We start from the raw sequence: 4,327 nt of genomic DNA, 5'->3' as shown, positions 1-4,327 counted from the left end.
GCCCGGCTGTGGCTGCTGGTGCCCGCCCTGATGATCGCGGTCCTCTACGTGGTCATGTAGTTCTACGAGGCGGCCTCCGGTGACGAGCTGCGGGCGGTCTACGACGACATCGGCAGCTCGGGGGGCTACCGGACCGAGCGGCAGGAGGTCTGGCCGTGGTTCGTCGGGATCGCGCTGCTCGGCGCGGTGGTGGCCGCCGGGACGTCCCTGTTCTGGTTCTCGAGGATCCTTTGACATCCTCCCCCGTTTGAAGGCGGGGGATTCCAACGGCGACCACCCCACGAAGAGGAGGTCGCGTTGAGGTTCACGGTTCAACGGCCTGCCCAACGGCGAGCCTCCCCGCGCGGCCACCGCGTGCCCCGCGGCGGTATCTCGGATGTCTCTCGCCGCGTTGACGTCGGCGTTGACCTGACGTCCGCAGGCCACGCACCGGAAGAGCGCTTGGCTCTCGCGACTCTCCCCGGCACGGTGCCCGCAGACGTTGCGGGTCTGCGACGTGAAACGCGGATCGATCTTCTGAACCCGGCCCGGAGCCTTGCTGCAAGGTTCCGGTGAACGGAGGCGGACGGTCCGTCCGGGAGTGAATGGAGAAATGAACGAAAGCGGAGGGAAGGGAACGCGGGGGAACAGAGGCACGGGACGGCGGTGGCGTCCGCGTTTCCGGCCGGCCACGACCTAGGTTCGTACCATGCGACTGCTCGTTGTCGAAGATGAGGAAGACCTGGTCGACGCCCTGCGCGTGGGGCTCGTCCGGGCCGGGTACGCGGTCGACGTCGCCCACGACGTGGCCCAGGCGCGCGAGAAGCTCCGGGTCGACTCCTACGATCTGGTCCTTCTCGATCTCAACCTGCCCGGCGGGGACGGCTCCGAGGTGTGCCGGGCCCTGCGCGGGACCGACCAGGGCCAGGCCGTGCGGATCATCATGGTGACCGCGCGCGACCGGCTGGACGAGGGCGCCGACGACTACCTGGTCAAGCCGTTCGCCTTCCCCGAGCTCCTGGCGCGCGTCCGCGCCCTGCTCCGCAGGGAGCAGGGCGGCGGCACGGCGATCCTGCGGGTGGGGTCGCTGCGGCTGGACACCTCCCGGGTGGAGAGCCATTCGAACGGGCGGGAGCTGGGGCTGACGCCGAAGGAGTTCGGGGTCCTGCACTACCTGATGGCCCGTCCCGGGCACGTCGTCTCCGCCGAGGAGCTGCTGGAGCACGTCTGGGACGAGCACACCGACCCGTTCACCAACACCGTGCGGGTGACGGTGGGCAACCTGAGGCGCAAGCTCGGCACCGACGCCGTGATCGAGACCGTGGTCAGCAAGGGCTACCGGCTGAGGGAGGACACGTGAGGTCCCCCTCCGCGCGCACGACCCGCCACCGCCCGGAGGGGGGCACGTGAGATCTCCCCCCGCGCGCACGACCCGCCACCGCCCGGGGGAGGGGGACACGTGAGGTTCTCCCTCGTGCACACGATCCGCGCTTCCGGCTGACCGTGCTCTACTCCAGCCTGCTGTTCCTGCTCTCCGGGCCGGTCGCCGGCCTGCTGTACGTCGCCGTGGCCAGGAGCGCCGAGGAGCGTCCCTGCACCGTCCAGCAGGCCAAGCTCTACAGCGTCGACACCATGCTCGGCCGCCTGGAGGGCGCGTTCCTGGCGCGGCGGCGGCTGATCGACGACGCCTCCCACGAGCCGCGCAGCCCGCTGGCCATCATGTCCGCCTGTTCTCGCGGCCGGGCGAGGGGAGCGTGTCCGTGCTCTGGCCGCCGGCCGGGGAGGGGCCCGCCGAGGGGGAGGCCCCGGACCACAACCCCCTCGCCGACGCGGGCCCGCCCGGCCGGTGAGACCGCCGTGAACGATCGTGAATACCGGTGTGATTGGTTTATACCAATTGGTGTAAACCAATTCCGGTGATGATCGAAGTTGTCGTTCATTCGATCTGAATTTGAAGTGGATTAGACCGGTGAACCCGGTTTGAGCTGGGATGATGCCCTTCTCGTCGTTGGGTGCCGTTTCATTGACTGATTCGTCTGTAGAGTCCGGGGGGAGGCGGGACCAGACGTCGTTTTTGAAGCCGTAGAAGGAGCGACCGTGCCCAAGTACGTTTACGACTTCACCGAGGGAAACAAAGATCTCAGAGACCTGCTCGGCGGCAAGGGGGCGAACCTCGCCGAGATGACCAATCTCGGGCTGCCGGTGCCCCCCGGTTTCACCATCACCACCGAGGCGTGCCGGAGCTTCCTGAAGCACGGCGTCCTGCCCGAGGGGATGGAGGAGGAGGTCGCCGCGCACCTGGCCGCGCTGGAGAGCGCGATGGGGCGCGGGCTCGGCCAGGCCGACGACCCGCTCCTGGTGAGTGTGCGCTCCGGAGCCGCGTTCTCCATGCCCGGCATGATGGAGACGGTCCTCAACATCGGGCTGAACGACGACTCGGTCCACGGGCTGGCCAAGCAGGCCGGCGGCAACGAGCGCTTCGCCTGGGACTCCTACCGGCGCCTCATCCAGATGTTCGGCAAGACCGTCCAGGACATCGACGGCGCGCTGTTCGACGCCGCCCTGGAGGAGCTCAAGGACGGCCGCGACGACCTGGAGCTGGAGGCGGCCGACTTCCGCGCCCTGGTGGCGACGTACAAGGAGATCGTCCGCGCGCACACCGGCGAGGACTTCCCCGCCGACCCGCACCTGCAGATGCGCATGGCGGTGGAGGCGGTGTTCTCCTCCTGGAACGCGCCGCGCGCCGTGCTGTACCGCCGCCAGGAGCGCATCCCGGCCGACCTGGGCACGGCGGTCAGCGTCTGCTCGATGGTGTTCGGCAACTGCGGCATGGACTCCGGCACGGGGGTGGCCTTCACCCGCGACCCGGGCAGCGGCCAGCAGGGCGTGTACGGCGACTACCTGCAGAACGCCCAGGGCGAGGACGTGGTCGCCGGCATCCGCAACACCCTGCCGCTGCAGGAGCTCCGGACCATCGACCGGCCCGTCTACGACGAGCTCATGCACACCATGCGCACCCTGGAGGAGCACTACCGCGACCTGTGCGACATCGAGTTCACGGTCGAGCGCGGCAAGCTGTGGATGCTGCAGACGCGGGTGGGCAAGCGGACCCCGGGCGCGGCGTTCCGCATCGCCGTGCAGCTCGTCGACCAGGGCGTGATCGACCTCGACGAGGCGGTGAACCGGGTGACCGGCGACCAGCTCGCCCAGCTCATGTTCCCCCGCTTCGCCGAGGACACCGGAACCACGGTCATCGCCAGGGGGATGAACGCCTCACCGGGGGCGGCCGTGGGCAGGGCCGTCTTCTCCACCGAGCGGGCCGTCGAGCTCGCCGCCCGGGGCGAGGCCGTCATCCTGGTGCGCCGCGAGACCAACCCCGACGACCTGGCCGGCATGATCGCCGCCCAGGGGGTGCTGACCAGCCGGGGCGGCAAGACCTCGCACGCCGCCGTGGTCGCCCGGGGCATGGGCAGGACCTGCGTCTGCGGCGCCGAGGCGCTGGAGGTCTCGGCCGCCGACCGCACGTTCACCGCGCCCGGCGGCGTGGTGGTCTCCGAGGGCGACGTCATCTCCATCGACGGCACCAGCGGGGCCGTGTACCTCGGTGAGGTGCCCGTGGTCCCCTCCCCGGTGGTGGAGTACTTCGAGGGCTCGGGCGACCGGGACGACGAGCTGGTCCGCGCGGTGCACCGGCTCATGACCCACGCCGACGAGGTACGCCGGATGGACGTGCGCGCCAACGCCGACACGGCCGAGGACGCCGCCAGGGCGCGCAGGTTCGGCGCCCAGGGCATCGGGCTCTGCCGCACCGAGCACATGTTCCTCGGGAAGCGCCGCAGCCTGGTCGAGGACCTCGTGCTGGCCGGCTCCGACGAGGAGCGGCGCCGCGCGCTGGCCGCGCTGGAGCCGCTGCAGAAGGAGGACTTCACCGCCATCTTCCGGGCGATGGGGGGACGGCCGGTCACGATCCGCCTGATCGACCCGCCGCTGCACGAGTTCCTGCCCGACTTCACCGAGCTGTCGGTGAAGGTCGCCCTGGCGGGGGAGGGGGCGACGGAGAAGGACCGCAAGCTGCTGGTCGCCCTCAAGCGCCTCCACGAGGAGAACCCCATGCTGGGCCTGCGCGGCGTCCGGCTCGGCCTGATCATCCCCGGCGTGTTCGCCATGCAGGTCCGGGCGATCGCCGAGGCGGCCAAGGCCGTGCCGGGCAGCCGCCCGGAGATCATGATCCCGCTGGTGGCCGCGGTGCAGGAGCTGGAGCACGTCAGGGACGAGGCGCGGACGATCCTCGCCGAGGTGGGCGTCGAGGCGCTGATCGGCACGATGATCGAGGTGCCGCGCGCCGCGC

At 70.4% G+C, this 4,327-nt stretch carries 4 protein-coding genes; 3 read left to right on the top strand and 1 reads right to left on the bottom strand.

Annotated features, from left to right (window positions below):
• Nucleotides 1-636: zinc ribbon domain-containing protein (locus AB0G16_RS38315; RefSeq protein WP_362815876.1), on the bottom strand; the 636-nt coding region annotated here is incomplete at its 3' end.
• Nucleotides 637-688: 52 nt separating this feature from the next.
• Here AB0G16_RS38315 and AB0G16_RS38310 point away from each other — a divergent pair.
• The 3 genes from AB0G16_RS38310 to ppdK form a co-directional block, all read left to right on the top strand.
• Nucleotides 689-1,339: a response regulator transcription factor gene (locus AB0G16_RS38310; RefSeq protein WP_362815874.1), complete on the top strand. Its 651-nt coding sequence runs from the start codon at nt 689-691 to the stop codon at nt 1,337-1,339.
• Nucleotides 1,340-1,482: 143 nt separating this feature from the next.
• Nucleotides 1,483-1,899: a hypothetical protein gene (locus tag AB0G16_RS38305; RefSeq protein ID WP_362815872.1), complete on the top strand. Its 417-nt coding sequence runs from the start codon at nt 1,483-1,485 to the stop codon at nt 1,897-1,899.
• Between the two features lie 177 nt (nt 1,900-2,076).
• Nucleotides 2,077-4,327 (top strand): pyruvate, phosphate dikinase (gene ppdK, locus AB0G16_RS38300; RefSeq protein ID WP_362815870.1); only part of this gene is annotated, 2,251 nt, incomplete at its 3' end.

The sequence above is a fragment of the Streptosporangium sp. NPDC023615 genome, assembly GCF_040640155.1.
In the GTDB taxonomy this organism is placed as follows: domain Bacteria; phylum Actinomycetota; class Actinomycetes; order Streptosporangiales; family Streptosporangiaceae; genus Streptosporangium.
Note: the sequence above shows the minus strand (reverse complement) of the source record. Positions and strands in the feature narration are given on the sequence as shown.